At 73.0% G+C, this 14,976-nt stretch carries 11 protein-coding genes; 7 read left to right on the top strand and 4 right to left on the bottom strand.

All coding sequences use genetic code 11. The features are described 5' to 3' along the window. Positions 1-39 precede the first annotated feature (39 nt). Both AB0761_RS32100 and AB0761_RS32095 read left to right on the top strand, forming a co-directional pair. On the top strand, positions 40-2,871 hold the full coding sequence (locus AB0761_RS32100; protein WP_377272681.1) for a glycoside hydrolase family 3 C-terminal domain-containing protein: 2,832 nt from the start codon (positions 40-42) through the stop codon (positions 2,869-2,871). A 133-nt stretch (positions 2,872-3,004) separates the two neighbouring features. Then, entirely contained in the window at positions 3,005-3,712 is a 708-nt protein-coding gene (locus AB0761_RS32095; RefSeq protein ID WP_377272680.1) for a carbon-nitrogen hydrolase family protein, read from the top strand. 32 nt (positions 3,713-3,744) lie between these two features. Here AB0761_RS32095 and AB0761_RS32090 read toward each other — a convergent pair whose 3' ends face one another. The 3 genes from AB0761_RS32090 to AB0761_RS32080 all read right to left on the bottom strand — a co-directional run bounded on the left by AB0761_RS32090 (position 3,745) and on the right by AB0761_RS32080 (position 5,701). Beyond that, the gene (locus AB0761_RS32090) at positions 3,745-4,866 is read right to left on the bottom strand and encodes a PP2C family protein-serine/threonine phosphatase (protein WP_377272679.1); all 1,122 of its coding nucleotides are present in this window, start codon (positions 4,864-4,866) and stop codon (positions 3,745-3,747) included. A 118-nt stretch (positions 4,867-4,984) separates the two neighbouring features. After that, complete coding sequence (locus tag AB0761_RS32085) at positions 4,985-5,314, bottom strand: antibiotic biosynthesis monooxygenase family protein (protein ID WP_377272677.1); 330 nt, start codon at positions 5,312-5,314, stop codon at positions 4,985-4,987. Positions 5,315-5,365: 51 nt separating this feature from the next. Then, positions 5,366-5,701 (bottom strand): YnfA family protein, encoded by a 336-nt coding sequence (locus AB0761_RS32080; RefSeq protein ID WP_377272676.1) that lies wholly within the window; start codon positions 5,699-5,701, stop codon positions 5,366-5,368. A 452-nt stretch (positions 5,702-6,153) separates the two neighbouring features. On the opposite strand from AB0761_RS32080, the gene AB0761_RS32075 reads away from it, so the two are divergent. The 3 genes from AB0761_RS32075 (at position 6,154) to AB0761_RS32065 (ending at position 10,108) form a co-directional block, all read left to right on the top strand. Then, positions 6,154-8,112, top strand: a complete 1,959-nt coding sequence (locus AB0761_RS32075; RefSeq protein WP_377272675.1) for an amino acid transporter — start codon at positions 6,154-6,156, stop codon at positions 8,110-8,112. 129 nt (positions 8,113-8,241) lie between these two features. Beyond that, positions 8,242-9,714, top strand: a complete 1,473-nt coding sequence (locus AB0761_RS32070) for an MFS transporter (protein WP_377272674.1) — start codon at positions 8,242-8,244, stop codon at positions 9,712-9,714. Positions 9,715-9,724: 10 nt separating this feature from the next. Next, on the top strand, positions 9,725-10,108 hold the full coding sequence (locus AB0761_RS32065) for a hypothetical protein (RefSeq protein ID WP_377272673.1): 384 nt from the start codon (positions 9,725-9,727) through the stop codon (positions 10,106-10,108). Here AB0761_RS32065 and AB0761_RS32060 read toward each other — a convergent pair. Next, entirely contained in the window at positions 10,091-10,792 is a 702-nt protein-coding gene (locus AB0761_RS32060; protein ID WP_377272671.1) for a TetR/AcrR family transcriptional regulator, read from the bottom strand. The two genes, AB0761_RS32065 and AB0761_RS32060, sit on opposite strands and share 18 nt — an antisense overlap. Before the next feature lie 156 nt (positions 10,793-10,948). On the opposite strand from AB0761_RS32060, the gene AB0761_RS32055 reads away from it, so the two are divergent. Both AB0761_RS32055 and AB0761_RS32050 read left to right on the top strand, forming a co-directional pair. Beyond that, the gene (locus AB0761_RS32055) at positions 10,949-12,169 is read left to right on the top strand and encodes a saccharopine dehydrogenase family protein (RefSeq protein WP_377272670.1); all 1,221 of its coding nucleotides are present in this window, start codon (positions 10,949-10,951) and stop codon (positions 12,167-12,169) included. 533 nt (positions 12,170-12,702) lie between these two features. After that, positions 12,703-14,964 (top strand): cellulose binding domain-containing protein, encoded by a 2,262-nt coding sequence (locus AB0761_RS32050; RefSeq protein ID WP_377272669.1) that lies wholly within the window; start codon positions 12,703-12,705, stop codon positions 14,962-14,964. Positions 14,965-14,976 lie beyond the last annotated feature (12 nt).

The following is a 14,976-nucleotide window of genomic DNA, read 5'->3' as shown; positions in this document are numbered from 1 at the left end:
GCTTCGAAGCATTATCGGCCAGCCCCGAGGGGATCGAAAGTGATCGACACGCATCCGCCCTTCCGCGACCCGCAGCTGCCGGTCGACCTGCGCGTCGACGACCTGCTGTCCCGGCTCACCCTCGAGGAGCGGGTCGCGATGCTGCACCAGTTCGCCCCCGCGGTCGAGCGGCTGGGCATCGGCGCCTTCCGTACCGGCCAGGAGGCACTGCACGGAGTCGCCTGGATGGGGCCGGCCACCGTCTTCCCCCAGGCCGTGGGGCTCGGCGCCACCTGGAACGAGGAGCTGGTGCGCCGGGTCGGCGAGGCGGTGGGCGCCGAGGTGCGCGCCATGCACGCCCGCGACTCCAGGGTCGGGCTGAACGTCTGGGCCCCGACGGTGAACCTGCTGCGCCATCCGCTGTGGGGACGCAATGAGGAGGGCTACTCCGAGGACCCTGCGCTGACCTCCGCCATCGCCGTCGCCTACACCCGGGGACTGCGCGGCGACCACCCCGTGCACTGGCGCACCGCACCCGTGCTCAAGCACTGGCTGGCGCACAACAACGAGACCGACCGCGACACCTCCTCCTCCTCGGTGCCGCCCCGGGTACTGCACGAGTACGACCTGCGGGCCTTCCGGGCAGCCGTCGAATCCGGCGCCGTGGCGGGCGTGATGCCCGCCTACAACCTGGTCAACGGGCGACCCAACCACCTCTCCCCCTATCTGGAGGAGCACCTGCGCAGGTGGACCGCCCAGGATCTGGTGGTCTGCTCCGACGCCGGCGCCCCCAGCAACCTGGTGGACTCCGAGCACTACTACGACACCCATGAGGAGGCCACCGCCGCCGCGCTGCGGGCCGGCGTGGACAGCTTCACCGACCACGGCCAGGACTCCTCGACCATCGTCGCCCGCCTCCGGGGCGCCCTCGACCAGGGCCTGATCGACGAGCAGCACATCGACCGGGCGGTCCGCCGGCTGCTGGCGATGCGCTGCGGGCTGGGCGAGTTCGACCCCCAGCCGGCACCCGGCGCCGGAACGGAGCGGTTCGACACCCCGGAGCACCGGGCCCTGGCACTGGAGGCCGCCGAGCAGGCCGTGGTGCTGCTGAAGAACGACGGACTGCTGCCGCTCGCGGAGGGCACCCGGATCGCCGTGGTCGGACTGCTGGCCGACGAGTGCAAGCTGGACTGGTACAGCGGCACCCTGATCCACCGCAGCACCCCGCTCACCGGGCTGCGCGAGCGGTTCGGCGCCGCGAACATCTCCTTCGCCGAGGGCGCCGACCTGGTACGGCTGCGGACCGCCGCCGGCTGGGTGCAGGTGCCCCTGGCCGAGGACGAGGGGGCGGACGCGGTACGCGGCGCCGAGGGCGCCCTGGACCCCGCGCTGCTCGCCGGCCGCACCGACCTGCCCCCGCTGACCTGCGGCGACGACCCCGCCGAGCTGGCGCTGATCGACTGGGGCGGCGGGGTGCTCACACTGCGCGCCGCCGACGGACGCTATCTCTCGGTGGCCGACGACGGCCGGCTCCGCGCCTCCGCCGACCAGCCCGGCGGCTGGGTCGTCCAGGAGACCTTCCGGCTCGAGGAGCGGCCGGACGGGCAGCTGCTCCGCCATCTGGGCAGCGGCCGCGCGGTGGCGGTCGACGACGGCAGCCTGCGCATTGCCGACCAGGGGGACCTCTTCGAGGTCGTCGTGGTGCGACGCGGTGCGGACGAGGTGGCCGCGGCAGCCGCGACTGCGGACGTGGTGGTCGTGGTGGCGGGCAACGATCCGCACATCAACGGCCGGGAGACCGAGGACCGCACCACCCTCGCACTGCCGGAGCAGCAGGAGCGGCTGTGGCGCGCGGCCCGCGCCGCCAACCCTCGTACCGCGCTGGCCCTGGTCTCGTCCTACCCGTACGGCGTCACGGACGCCGACGCGGAACTGCCCGCACTGCTGTGGACCGCCCACGGCGGCCAGGCCGCGGGGAGCGCGCTCGCCCGGGTGCTGGCCGGGGACGTCTCCCCCGCCGGCCGGCTGCCGCAGACCTGGTACGCCGCCGATGCGGACCTGCCGGACCTGTTGGACTACGACGTCATCGGCGGCCGGCAGACCTACCTCTACTTCGACGGCGAGCCGCTCTACCCCTTCGGCCACGGCCTGTCCTACACCTCCTTCGGCTATGACGACCTGTCGGCCGAACGCGACGGCGACCTGCTGCGGGTCCGCCTCACCGTCGGCAACATCGGCGCCGTCGCCGCGGACGAGGTGGCCCAGCTCTATGTCCGCTTCGAGGACGGCACGGTGGCATGTCCGCTGCGCCGGCTGGTCGCCCACCGGAGGGTTCCGCTGGCAGCGGGCGCCGCCGAGCGGCTGGAGTTCGGGATCCCGCTGGCCGAGCTGGGCTTCTGGGATGTCGCCCGCGGCCGTTGGACGGTCGCCACCGGCCGGTACACCGTGCTGGCGGGTGCCTCCGCCGCCGACATCCGGTGCACGGTGACAGTCACGGTCGACGCCGAGGGGCCCGTCGCACGCGACGTCCTGGTGCGCGGCCTGGCCGCGGCCGACTACGACCAGCAGCGCGGCACCGTGATCGTGGACCGCGCCAAGGAGTCCGGCGACGCCGTGACCACCGGCCCCGGGGGCAGCGGTGAGCTGCTGTTCCGGGGATGCGATTTCGGTGACGCCGCCACCACGGTGGCAGCGGAGGTCTCGGCCACCGGTCCGGGCACCGTGGAGCTGCGACTGCCGGACGGGGCGGTGCTCGCCACGCTGGCTGTCCCGGCCACCGGCGGTCCCTACGACTGGACCAGCCTCAAGGCGGGGCTGCTGCTCTCGGGCGTCGCCGACCTGGAGGTTCGGCTGACCGGGCCGGTACGGCTGGCGGGGCTCTCCTTCAGCTGAGCGCACGCCGGGCCCGCTGTCTGCCGGGGCGAACCGTGTTGCCCCGGCAGACAGCAGCGGGATAGGTTCCGGCCATCCCCCCATGTCGCCGGACGCGCCCCGTTGCCGCCGGCCCTTCGCCGTGGAGCAGCAGATGCCCCTCCCCCTGACCGTCGCACTCGCCCAGCCGTCGTGTGTGCCGCTGGACGTCGCCGCCAACGCGGTCGGCCACGCGGAGGTGGTCCGCGGGTCCGACGCCCGGCTGGTGGTCTTCCCCGAGCTGTCGCTCACCGGGTACGACCTGGGCGCACCGGCCGTGGCGCCGGACGACCCCCGGCTGCTGCCGCTGGTCGCGGCGTGCCGGGAGACCGGTGCCACCGCGCTGGTCTGCGCGGCGGTGGCGGAGAGCGGCGGGGAGTCGATCGCGCTGCTGGAGGTCACCGGCGAGGGCGCACAGGTGGTCTACCGCAAGATGCATCTGCACGGGGCCGAGCAGGACCGCTTCGTCCCGGGCGGGGAGCACCGGGTGCTGGAGCTGGACGGCCACCGGATCGGGCTGGCCGTCTGCGCCGACGCCTCCGTACCGGAGCACGCCGCCCGGACGGCGGCCCTGGGGATCGACATCTATCTGGCCAGTGCGCTGTTCGGCAGCGGCGAGGTGGCGCTGGCCAGGCGCGACAGCCAGCTGCGTGATGCGGCGGCTGCGCACGGGGTCTGGGGGCTGCTCTCGACGGCGGCCGGTGCCAGCGGCGAGTATCCGGAGACCTCCGGCGGCTCCGGCGCCTGGGCGCCGGGCGGTGCCCTGGTCGCGCAGGCGGGGGCGGGGCCCGACGAGGTCGTCACGGTCACTCTCGCACTCTGACGGTGGGCCGCGGTGCTGCGGCCGCCCTGTCGTCAGATGCCACCGCGCCGGACGACCAGGGCGGCCGCGTCATCGCCCAGATGCCCTTCCGCATGCCGCTCCAGGTCCGCCCGGAGTCCTCGTACCAGCGCGGACGGGTCACTCCGCGGCAGTCCCGCCACCCGGGCCGGCAGCGGATAGAAGACGCCGGTGCCGTTGCGGGCCTCCAGCACACCGTCGGTGCACAGCAGCAGCAGGTCCCCGGGCGCCGGCTCCAGCCGCCAGGGCGCTGGTGGTCCGCTGACCAGATCGGCCAGGCCCAGCGGCGGGCCCGGGTCGGGGCAGTCGGCCACGGCAACCCGGCCCCCGCTGACCAGCAGCGGTGAGGGATGGCCGCGGGAGACCAGCGAGAGCGGCCCGTCCGGGGTGAACTCCACCAGCAGGGCGGTGACGAAGCGCTCCGGCTGGCCGGTCTCCACCACCCGGCGGTTGTGGCGCCGCACCGCCTCCTCCAGCCGGTCGGCCACCGCGCCCAGCGACTCCAGGTGGTAGCCGGACTCCCGGAAGGCACTGAGCACCGCGGCACCGGCGTAGATCGCATCGAGCCCCTTGCCCTGCACATCCCCGATCAGCAGCCGGGTGCCGTACGGGGACTCGACCGCACCGTAGATGTCCCCGCCGACGAGTGCCTCGGCCTCGGCCGGGACGTAGAAGCCGTGCACCTCCACATCCGCGGTGCGCAGCGGCAGGGTCTGCAGCACGGTGCGCTGGAGCGCCCGCAGGGTGACCCGGGCCCGCATCAGGTCGGCCTCCCGCCGCAGGCGGTAGCGGCTGATGACGGTGCCCACCGCGGCGACGGCGGCGGCGGAGCAGATGGTGAGCCAGTCGCCGGGCGAGCCCCCGTAGCGCGGGGAGATCCCGTAGAGCAGGACCAGGGCCACCACCGTCGACCCGCCGATGAGAGCGGTGCGGGACACCGAGCACACTCCGGCGGCCAGTCCGGGGACGACCAGCAGCAGCACGCTGATCCACCAGCGCCGGTCGGTGGCCAGGTCGAGGGCCACCACCAGGATCACAAAGGCCAGGAACAGCCCGGTCCAGGCGTTCTGGCGACTCCCCCGGGAGGGCCCGGCGGCATGGGCGGCCCTTGGCCCACGGAGGGTCGGTCTGCGCATTTTCCGAAGGATAGGCGGAATTGCCAGGATTGCCGCTCACCGTATCCCCGGGGTGGCGCGCGGTGCCTCGCCGGGCGGGCGGCAGCGGCCAGGCCGGGGAGGCCTGGCCGATGCACTGTCAGCTCCTGGGCGCGGCCTGCTGCACCACTTCGAAGGACCACAGGGTCGAATCGGAGGCCGCCGGCCGGGGGCGCTCACCGGTGGACTCCCCGCCGCCGCCGCGGTGGGCGGCCTGCATGGGGCCGGACATCCACTTCTGGAAGGCCTCCTCGCTCTCCCAGCGGGTGTAGACGAGATACCTGTCCGTCCCCTCCACGGGCCGCAGCAGCTCGAACCACTCGAAGCCGTCGGAGCTCTCGACCGCGCCCGCGCGCGCGGCGAACCGCTGCTCCAGCACCTCCCGCTGCTCGGCGGGGACCGAAAGCACGTTGATCTTGACAATGCTCATGAGGCCATCCTGCCGCACCGTCCGGCGAATCGGCGGCAGGACCCGGACGCTTCAGTGCCCCCGGGGGGCGTACATGATCACGGCCATTCCGGCGAGGCAGACCAGGGCTCCGATGACATCGAAACGGTCGGGGCGGTAGCCGTCGGCGACCATGCCCCAGATGAGCGACCCGGCCACGAACACCCCGCCGTAGGCGGCCAGGATGCGTCCGAAGTCGGCGGCCGGCTGAAGGGTGGCGACAAAGCCGTAGAGGCCGAGCAGCACGACCCCGGCCCCGATCCACAGCACTCCCCGGTGCTCGCGGACCCCCTGCCACACCAGCCAGGCACCACCGATCTCACAGAGGGCGGCGGCGATGAAGAGAGCAACGGAGCGGGCTACCAGCACCGCGGAAGCATCTCACGGCCGCACCGCACCTCCCGATCCGGCCGAGGACCGCCGCGGCAGCCGTCCCCCGAGGGCCCCCTGAGCCGCCTTCCGGAGGGTGGCCATCGACAGCCGCACGGTCCGCGGGAGCTCGGACAGGCGCACCTCTCCGCCGCGGCGCCGGACGGGCACGGTCCCCTCGGTGACATCGGCCGAGCGGGTGGGGACGCCACGGGTGCGGGCGCCCCGTGCGATGTCCCGGCAGCGCCCAGGCCCCGGGGGCGTCAAGAAGGCGTCAAGATTCACTGCCCCGCGAGGCGGCCAGGAAGCGCCCAGGACGCCCATTGGGCCAGGTCGGTGCGTATGAGGACGGCCCCCGCGCCCCGCCCGGTGCATCAGGGACGTATCTCGTACGCTCGGCTGGCCGCCGTCCGGGCGGCTGATCACTTGCGCAAGTACGACAGGAGTCCAGGGTGTCCGCCTCCACACCTACCGGTCCGGCACCGGCGGCGGGCAGCCGTCTCCGGGCCTGGCTGCTCGAAGGGCTGGCCGACATGGCCAACCGGCAGCAGGGCCCGCACGCCGATCCGCACCGGGCGCACCAGCGGTGGTGGCGGGTGATGTGCCTGACCGGCCTGGACTACTTCTCCACACTCGGCTACCAGCCCGGCATCGCGGCGCTGGCGGCCGGTCTGCTCTCCCCGCTGGCAACGGTGGTGCTGGTGGCGGTCACGCTGGCCGGTGCGCTGCCGGTGTACCGGCGGGTGGCCAAGGAGAGTCCGCACGGCGAGGGCTCCATCGCGATGCTGGAGCGGCTGCTGTCCTTCTGGAAGGGCAAGCTGTTCGTTCTGGTGCTGCTGGGGTTCGCCGCGACGGACTTCCTGATCACCATCACCCTGTCGGCGGCCGACGCCACCGCCCACCTGGTGGAGAACCCGCATCTCAGCAGCACGTTCAGAGGCCACCAGGTGGTGATCACCCTGGTGCTGGTGGCGCTGCTGGGAGCGGTCTTCCTCAAGGGGTTCACCGAGGCGATCGGTGTGGCCGTGGTGCTGGTCTCGGTCTATCTGGTGCTCAACGCGGTGGTGGTCGGGGTGGGGCTCTGGCATGTCGCCACAGCTCCACACCTGGTGGTGGACTGGTCGCATGCGCTCACCACGGAGCACGGCAATCCGGTGGTGATGGTGGGCCTGGCGCTGCTGGTGTTCCCGCGGCTGGCGCTGGGGCTGTCGGGTTTTGAGACCGGGGTGGCGGTGATGCCGCACATCGAGGGCGGCCCCGGGGACACCGAGGAGCGCCCGACGGGACGGATCGCCGGCGCCCGGAAGCTGCTCACCACAGCCGCCGTGATCATGTCCGTCTTCCTGATCACCAGCAGCCTGGTGACCACCCTGCTGATCCCGCAGGCCGAGTTCAAGGCGGGCGGGCAGGCCAACGGCCGCGCCCTGGCCTATCTGGCGCACCAGTATCTGGGCTCCGCCTTCGGCAGTGTCTACGACGCCTCCACCATCGCCATCCTGTGGTTCGCCGGTGCCTCCGCGATGGCGGGGCTGCTCAATCTGATGCCGCGTTATCTGCCCCGCTACGGCATGGCGCCGCACTGGGCCCGCGCGGTGCGGCCGATGGTGCTGGTCTTCATCGCGGTGGCGTTCCTGGTGACCTGGATCTTCAAGGCGGATGTGGACGCCCAGGGCGGCGCCTATGCCACCGGTGTGCTGGTGCTGATCACCTCGGCGGCGATCGCGGTGACCATCGCCGCGCGTCGGGCCGGTGAGCGGGGCTGGACCATCGGCTTCGGGGCGATCTCGGTGATCTTCCTCTACACCACCGGGGCGAATGTGGTGGAGCGCCCCGACGGCGTGAAGATCGGCGCCTGCTTCATCGCCGGGATCATCGCCGTCTCGCTCCTCTCCCGGCTGAGCCGCGCCTTCGAGCTGCGGGTGACCAAGGTGGTGCTGGACGAGCCGGCCCGGCGCTATGTGCAGGACATGGCCCACCGGCGGATCCGGCTGATCGCCAACAAGCCCGCCCGCCGCGACCTCGCCGAATACCAGGACAAGATCCGGCAGATCCGGGCCGACAACGACATCCCGGCCGAGGACGACCTGATCTTCGTCGAGGTCACCGTCCGTGATCCGTCGGACTTCGAGAGCGAGGTGCAGGTCCGCGGCGCGGTGCTGCACGGCCGCTACCGGGTGCTGACCCTGGAGAGTGCCAGCGTCGCCAATGCGCTGGCCGCGCTGCTGCTGGAGATCCGGGACGAGACGGACGCCCGGCCGCACATCTACTTCGAGTGGACCGAGGGCAACCCGCTCAACCAGTTCCTGCGGTTCTTCCTCTTCGGGCAGGGCGAGGTGGCGCCGGTCACCCGTGAGGTGCTGCGCGAGGCGGAGCCGGACCGTTCGCGGCGGCCCCGGGTGCACGTCGGCTGATCCCCCGGCTCCGGCCCCTCCCCCTGCCGTCCCCCGGCGGTCATCTCCTCGATATGCAGCGGCTACCGAACATGTCGGTCACCGATGTAATCTGGGAAGGAGATACCGAACCGAGGGAGACGGCACGGCATGGCAGCGACATCCCTGCGGCAGCGCCCCTGGCCGGCGGTGCTGGTCGAGGAGCGGCCACGGCCGCGGCTGATCCGCGACCGCCCCGGTGCCTGGTGGCTCGCCGTGGCCACGGTCTGCCTGGGCGCCTTCATGGGCCAGCTGGACGCCAGCATCGTGACCCTGACGTTCGGCGCCCTGCAGACCCGCTTCGACGCCTCGGCGGCCGCCGTCGAATGGGTGTCGCTGGCCTATCTGCTCACGCTGGTCGCCCTGCTGGTGCCGATCGGACGGCTCTCGGACGCACACGGCCGCAAACTCGGGTACCTCTACGGCTTCCTGGTGTTCACCGCGGCCTCCGCCGCCTGCGGACTGGCGCCCTCGCTCGGCTCCCTGGTGGCCTTCCGGGTCGTCCAGGCCGTCGGGGCGGCCCTGCTGCAGGCCAACAGCGTCGCGCTGGTGGCCACCAGCGCGCCACGTGAACGGATGCGCTCCGCCCTCGGAGTGCAGGCCGCCGCCCAGGCGGTGGGCCTGGCCCTGGGGCCGACCGTCGGCGGCGCCCTGGTGAGCACCATCGGCTGGCGCTGGGTGTTCGGCATCAACGTCCCGGTCGGCGTGGTCGCTCTGATCGCCGGCCACTATCTGCTGCCGCGCACCCGCAGTCGGCACCCGGCCGGCCACCTGGACCTGTGGGGGCTGCTGCTGCTGGCGCTGGCCACCACCAGCGCCCTGCTGGGCATCTCCGCGGCCTCGGGGCTGGAGCTCCCGGGCACGGCGGTGGCCGCGCTGTTCACCGTGGCGGCGGCGGCCGGCTGGGCGTTCGCGGTCCGCCAGACCCGTACGGCGGCGCCGCTGGTGGATCTGGCGCTGCTGCGCGGACGGGGGGTCCCCGCGGGGCTGCTCGGAGCGCTCTGCGGATATCTGGTGCTCTTCGGGCCGCTGGTGCTCGTCCCGGCGGTGCTGACCGCCGGGGGCCTTCCGGAGCTGACCGCGGGAGCGGCGCTGACCGCGCTCCCGGCCGGGTTCGCCCTGGCCGCGACGGGCGCGGACCGGGTGCTGCCGCCCGCCCTGACCGACCGGGGACGCTGTCTGCTGGGGGCCGGGATGTGCACGGGAGCGCTGACCGCGATGTCGGCCCTGCCGTCGACCGTCACCACCCTGGTGCCGCTGCTGGCACTGCTCGGTCTGGGCCTGGGCGTCTTCACCCCCGCCAACAACGCCGCGATCATGGCGGCCACACCGACCCGCTCGGCCGGCACCGGCGGCGGGCTGGTCAACATGGCCCGCGGGCTGGGCACCGCCCTGGGCGTCGCCCTGGTCACCCTGGCCCTGCACCTGGACCCCGCGGCCACCCGTGGCGGGCCGCGGGCGGCGGTCCTGGTGCTGCTGGCCGCCGCGGCCCTGGCCGCGCTGGCCTCCTGGCTGGTCCCGCGCCGGCCCCGGAACCCGTCCGGCGGAGGACGCCCGGACTGCGCTCGGCCGCCGACTGGCTGACGCTGGAGGGATGAGCGAGGAACAGCCGCCACCGGGCTGGCCGTCGGACGTCTACCGGGCCGGCGTCCTGGGCTGGGAGCAGACGGCGATGCGCTGGCTGTGGCAGTGGGTGCCGCCCGGCTACCGGCGGTACGAGCTGCTGCACCGCGGTCCGGCGCTGCTGGGCCAGCTGGCCCGGCATGAGGTCGCCGCCTCCCTGGACGCCGCCCGCCGCTGCCGGGCCGTGGTGCGGACGGAGCTCAGCGGGGTGCCGGCGGCGGAGCCCATCGAGCGGGTGGAGGCGGTCTTCGCCGAGGAGGAGCGCCGACTGACCGCGCTGCTCGGGCAGGTGGAGCTGGTGGCGGCGGCGCTGGTGCATGCGGCCCGGGCGGGGGGGTCAGCCCCGGGCCAGTGAGGCCGCGGCGCTGTCCAGCAGCATCTCCAGCGCCGTGGGGTAGGCGCTCCGGTTCATCCGGGCGACCAGCAGCCCGGCCGTGGCGGCGATGTGCGGATGGGTGTCCGCGGGCAGCTGCGCATAGGTCGCCCGCCAGACCCCCTCGTCCGCGCTGCGGGCCGCCTCCGGCAGGGCGAGGGTCGCCGCGTCCAGGATGGCGAAGGCCAGGCTCTGGTCGATGAAGGCCTGATAGACCCGTACCGCCGCCTCGTCCGGGAAGCCGGCGGTGCGCAGCACACCGAGGATCGCCTCGTCGGCGGCGATCTCATGGGCCCGCCCGGTGACCCGGCTGGCCGTCAGCACCGCGGCCTGGGGGTGCGCCAGATAGGCGGCGTGGATGCGGGCGCCCAGCGTACGCAGGTCGGCACGCCAGTCCCCACCCGGCTGCCAGCCGTGCATCGCCCGGCCGATGAGCTCGTCGCCGATGGCCAGGGTCAGTTCGTCGACGCTGCGGAAGTAGCGGTACAGGGTGCTCGGGTCGGCGCCGAGGGCGGCGCCCAGGCGTCGCACGGTGAGGCCGTCGCTGCCGTGCTCGCGCAGCATCCGCAGGGCCGTCTCCATGATCAACTGCTCGGACAGCACGGTCCCCTGCTTGGTCGGCCGCCGCCGCTGCCGTGCCGCCTCCGGCACCACCTGTTTCGCCATCGCTGCTCCTCTCGCTGCCCCGGAGCTTATGCCAACGCCATTGACGTGAGAAGCGGGCCCCGCGTTTCATCCCTTCCGGGGGACAGCGACGTCACCGGAACGACGTCACCGGAACCACGTCACCGGAACCCCGTCACCGGAACAAGGAGAGACACCATGCGAGTGCTGCTTGTGGGAGCCGGCGGGGTGGGTACCGCGATCACCCGGATCGCGGCCCGACGCCCGTTCTTCGACCACATGGTGGTCGCCGACTACGACCCGGCCCGCGCCGAGGCTGCGGTGGCCGCCCTGGGCGACGCCGACAGCAGGTTCAGCACGGCGCGGGTGGACGCCTCGGACGAGGGGGCGGTGGCCGCGCTGCTGACCGAGCGTCGGTGCGATGTGCTGCTCAACGCCACCGACCCCCGGTTTGTGATGCCGCTCTTCAATGCGGCGCTGGCCGCGGATGCGCACTATCTGGACATGGCGATGTCGCTGTCCCGTCCCGACCCGGAGCGGCCGCACGAGCGCTGCGGGGTCAAGCTCGGGGACGAGCAGTTCGCCCGCGCCGCCGACTGGGAGCGCAGCGGGCGGCTCGCCCTGGTGGGCATGGGGGTGGAGCCCGGAATGTCGGATGTCTTCGCCCGCTACGCCGCCGACGAGCTCTTCGACGAGATCGAGGAGATCGGCGTCCGTGACGGCGCCGACCTGACCGTGGACGGCTACGACTTCGCGCCGTCCTTCTCCATCTGGACCACCGTCGAGGAGTGCCTCAATCCGCCGGTGGTCTGGGAGGAAGACCGCGGCTGGTTCACCACCCCGCCGTTCAGCGAACCGGAGGTCTTCGACTTCCCCGAGGGCATCGGCCCGGTCGAGTGCGTCAACGTGGAGCACGAGGAGGTGCTGCTGATCCCGCGCTGGGTGGGCGCCCGGCGGGTCACCTTCAAGTACGGGCTGGGCCGGGAGTTCATCGACACCCTGAAGGTGCTGCACCAGCTGGGCCTGGACCGCACCGAGCCGGTGTCCGTGCGCAGCGATCTGGGCACCGCCAGGGTCTCGCCGCGCGACCTGGTCGCCGCCTGCCTGCCGGACCCGGCGACGCTCGGCGACCGGATGCACGGGCGGACGTGCGCGGGGACCTGGGTCAAGGGCACCAAGGACGGCAAGCCGCGCGAGGTGTACCTGTACCACGTGGTGGACAACCAGTGGTCGATGCGGGAGTACGGCTCGCAGGCGGTCGTGTGGCAGACCGCCATCAACCCGGTGGTCGCCCTGGAGCTGATGGCCTCGGGCGCCTGGTCCGGCGCCGGCGTCCTGGGACCCGAGGCGTTCGCCCCGCGGCCCTTCCTGGACCTGCTCACGGAGTACGGCTCACCCTGGGGGCTGCGCGAGCAGTGACGGACCGTCGGACGGGCAGGCCCCGAGGGCATTCGCGCTCGGGGTCTGCCCGTCGGCCTGTCCGTCGGCCCGTCCGTCGGCGTGGGCGGCGGCCTGTCCGTCGGCCTGTCCGTCGGCGTGGGCGGCGGCCTGTCCGTCGGCGTGGGCGGCGGCCTGTCCGTCGGCCCGTCCGTCGGCGTGGGCGGCGGCCTGTCCGTCGGCGTGGGCAGCGGCCGCCGGCCGGGCACCATCCCGCCCCCTGCGGGAAGTCGGCCGTGAACGGCCAGCCCATCGCCGGCTCCGGCGTTGACACGTCCGCGACATGCGGAGATGCTGGCACAACGCTTCCGCCCGTGCCGCCCGGGCGTCCGCATGGAGAAGTATCGGCTGCAGCGCAAGCGTGGACCGGCCCTACAGCACAGCGCCCCGGCTCCGGCGGCCCGAAGTGCACCGTGGCAATCCCGCGATCCGCCGAGGCGCCACCCCGACCGGGTCCCTGCCCCCGAGTCCGCGTCGGACACGGCGGCCGGCCCGCCCACTCTGGAGAACTCCGCATGCCCACCCATCGGAAAACCCGCCGCTCAGCGGCGGCCTGGGTCTCCTGTGCCGCCGCGCTGGCCGCGGCGGCAGGCGTCACCGCACACGCCGGCGCAGCCGCCGCCGCAACCACCGGCTGCCGTGTGGACTACAGCGTCACCAGCTCCTGGCAGGGCGGCTTCGGCGCCAGTGTCACCATCACCAACCTCGGTGATGCGCTGACGAGTTGGAGCCTCGCCTGGAACTTCGGCGGCGGCCAGACGGTCACCCAGGCCTGGAACGCCGCCGTCACCCTGAACAGCACCCAGGTCACCGCCGAGAACGTCAGCTACAACGGGGCGATCGCCACCGGCGGCACCGCCTCCTTCGGCTTCAACGGCGCGCTCACCGGAACGGCCAACCCGGCGCCCACCGCCTTCACCCTCAACGGCGTCCAGTGCACCGGTTCGACCAGCGGCACCACCCCGCCGACCACCCAGCCCCCGACCACCCAGCCCCCGACCACCCAGCCCCCGACCACCCAGCCGCCCACCAGCCAGCCGCCCGCGTCCGGCTCGGGGCGGCAGGTGGAGAAGCTGGACCGGGGTGTGGTGTCGGTGCGCAGCGGCTCCGGCAACCTGGTCTCCTGGCGCTGGCTCGGCACCGACCCCGACAGTGTCGCCTTCAATGTCTACCGGGGCTCGACCAAGCTCAACTCCTCACCGCTGACGGGCGCCACCGACTATCTGGACTCCGGTGCCGCCGCCGACGCCTCCTACACGGTGCGGGCCGTGGCGGGCGGGGTGGAGCAGGCCGCCTCGCCGCCGTCGCTGTCCTTCGCCAACGGCTACCACGATGTGCCGATCCAGCCGCCGTCCGGTTCGTACGAGGCCAACGACGCCAGCGTCGGCGACGTCGACGGTGACGGCCAGTACGAGTTCATCCTCAAGTGGCAGCCCACCAACGCCAAGGACAACTCCCAGTCCGGCGTCACCGACAACACCTACATCGACGCCTACCGGATCAACGGCACCCGGCTGTGGCGCATCGACCTCGGCCGCAACATCCGCTCGGGAGCCCACTACACGCAGTTCCAGGTCTACGACTACGACGGCGACGGCAAGGCCGAGGTGGTGATGAAGACCGCCGACGCCACCGTGGACGGCACCGGCAAGGTGATCGGCAGCGCCACCGCCGACTACCGCAACTCCGACGGCTATGTCCTCTCCGGGCCGGAGTACCTCACCGTCTTCAACGGCCAGACCGGCGCCGCCATGCAGACGGTGAACTACGACCCGCCGCGCGGCACCGTCTCGTCCTGGGGCGACAGCTACGGCAACCGGGTGGACCGGTTCCTGGCCGGCACCGCGTATCTGGACGGCAAGCGGCCGTCGATCATCATGGCGCGCGGCTACTACACCCGTACCGTCATCGCCGCCTGGGACTGGCGGGACGGCAAGCTCACCGAGCGCTGGCGGTTCGACAGCAACGACTCCGGCAACAGCGCCTACGCGGGCCAGGGCGACCACCAGCTGGTCACCGCCGACCTGGACGGCGACGGCAAGGACGAGATCGAGTACGGCGCCATGGCGGTGGACGACAACGGCGCCCGGCTGTGGAACACCGGCCAGGGCCACGGTGATGCCCTCCATGTGGGCGACCTCGACCCCTCGCACCCGGGTCTGGAGGTGTTCAAGGTCGACGAGGACACCTCCAAACTCGCCGCCGGGTTCGCCGACGCCCGCACCGGGCAGATCCTGTGGTCCAACCCCAGCTGCGGCTGCGACAACGGCCGCGGAGTCTCCGACGACATCTACGCCGGCAGCCCCGGCGCGGAGTCCTGGTCGGCCGGGGTCGACGGCCTGTACAGCGACAAGGGCCAGAACATCGGCCGCAAGCCCGGTTCGGCCAACTTCCTGGCCTGGTGGGACGGCGACCCGGTACGGGAGCTGCTGGACAGCACCCACATCGACAAGTACGGCACCGGCGGGGACACCCGTCTGCTGACCGGTTCGGGGGTGCACTCCAACAACGGCACCAAGTCCACCCCGTCGCTCTCCGGCGACCTGTTCGGCGACTGGCGGGAGGAGGTCGTCTGGCCCACCACCGACAACACGGCGCTGCGCATCTACTCCACCCCGGTCCAGACCGACCGGCGGATCACCACCCTGATGCACGACACCCAGTACCGCACCGCCATCGCCTGGCAGAACACCGCCTACAACCAACCGCCGCACCCGAGCTTCTTCCTCGGGGACGGCATGTCGACCGCACCCCGGCCCCAGGTCTACACCCCCTGACCTCGGCCTGAC

Source organism: Peterkaempfera podocarpi (assembly GCF_042466665.1).
Classification (GTDB): Bacteria; Actinomycetota; Actinomycetes; order Streptomycetales; family Streptomycetaceae; genus Peterkaempfera; species Peterkaempfera podocarpi.
The sequence above is the reverse complement of the archived record's forward strand: the minus strand, read 5'-3'. Positions and strand labels throughout refer to the sequence as shown.

Bases quoted from the DNA above. Each gene is read 5' to 3' on its own strand.
- AB0761_RS32085 (WP_377272677.1), bottom strand. From the start codon at position 5,314: ATGAGCATTGTCAAGATCAACGTGCTTTCGGTCCCCGCCGAGCAGCGG.
- AB0761_RS32055 (WP_377272670.1), top strand. From the start codon at position 10,949: ATGCGAGTGCTGCTTGTGGGAGCCGGCGGGGTGGGTACCGCGATCACC.
- AB0761_RS32065 (WP_377272673.1), top strand. From the start codon at position 9,725: ATGAGCGAGGAACAGCCGCCACCGGGCTGGCCGTCGGACGTCTACCGG.
- AB0761_RS32090 (WP_377272679.1), bottom strand. From the start codon at position 4,866: ATGCGCAGACCGACCCTCCGTGGGCCAAGGGCCGCCCATGCCGCCGGG.
- AB0761_RS32070 (WP_377272674.1), top strand. From the start codon at position 8,242: ATGGCAGCGACATCCCTGCGGCAGCGCCCCTGGCCGGCGGTGCTGGTC.
- AB0761_RS32095 (WP_377272680.1), top strand. From the start codon at position 3,005: ATGCCCCTCCCCCTGACCGTCGCACTCGCCCAGCCGTCGTGTGTGCCG.
- AB0761_RS32060 (WP_377272671.1), bottom strand. From the start codon at position 10,792: ATGGCGAAACAGGTGGTGCCGGAGGCGGCACGGCAGCGGCGGCGGCCG.
- AB0761_RS32050 (WP_377272669.1), top strand. From the start codon at position 12,703: ATGCCCACCCATCGGAAAACCCGCCGCTCAGCGGCGGCCTGGGTCTCC.